The organism is Neisseria sp. HMSC061H08, from assembly GCF_001836795.1.
GTDB classification, from domain to species: Bacteria; Pseudomonadota; Gammaproteobacteria; order Burkholderiales; family Neisseriaceae; genus Neisseria; species Neisseria subflava_A.
On sequence record NZ_KV830587.1, the window covers coordinates 1 to 249 of the forward strand.

The 249-nt window shown below is 48.2% G+C and carries 1 protein-coding gene; it reads right to left on the bottom strand.

Features of this window, described 5'->3' with window-relative positions:
- Window positions 1-6 precede the first annotated feature (6 nt).
- On the bottom strand, window positions 7-249 hold a 243-nt coding region (locus HMPREF2675_RS08985), incomplete at its 5' end, for a contact-dependent growth inhibition system immunity protein (RefSeq protein WP_070814776.1).

Sequence of the window (249 nt, forward strand, 5' to 3'; positions counted from 1 at the left end):
CAAATATTATCGGCAGCGGCTCAATGCCAACTTTAAACCTGCTCCGATTTCTTCAGGGCTGTTATCCAATGATAAAATTACATCGTCTGCATCAATGGCATCCCACGCTTCCAGCTTGACATGGCGGCTCGGGCTGATTTTCAGGCAGCCGTTGTGCAGCCAAATATCCACGCTCATCATGTTTTGAAATAGGGCGCGTCTGGTTTTATAGCCCAAGTTCCCGCATAGGTTGGCAACCCAATCCTCATA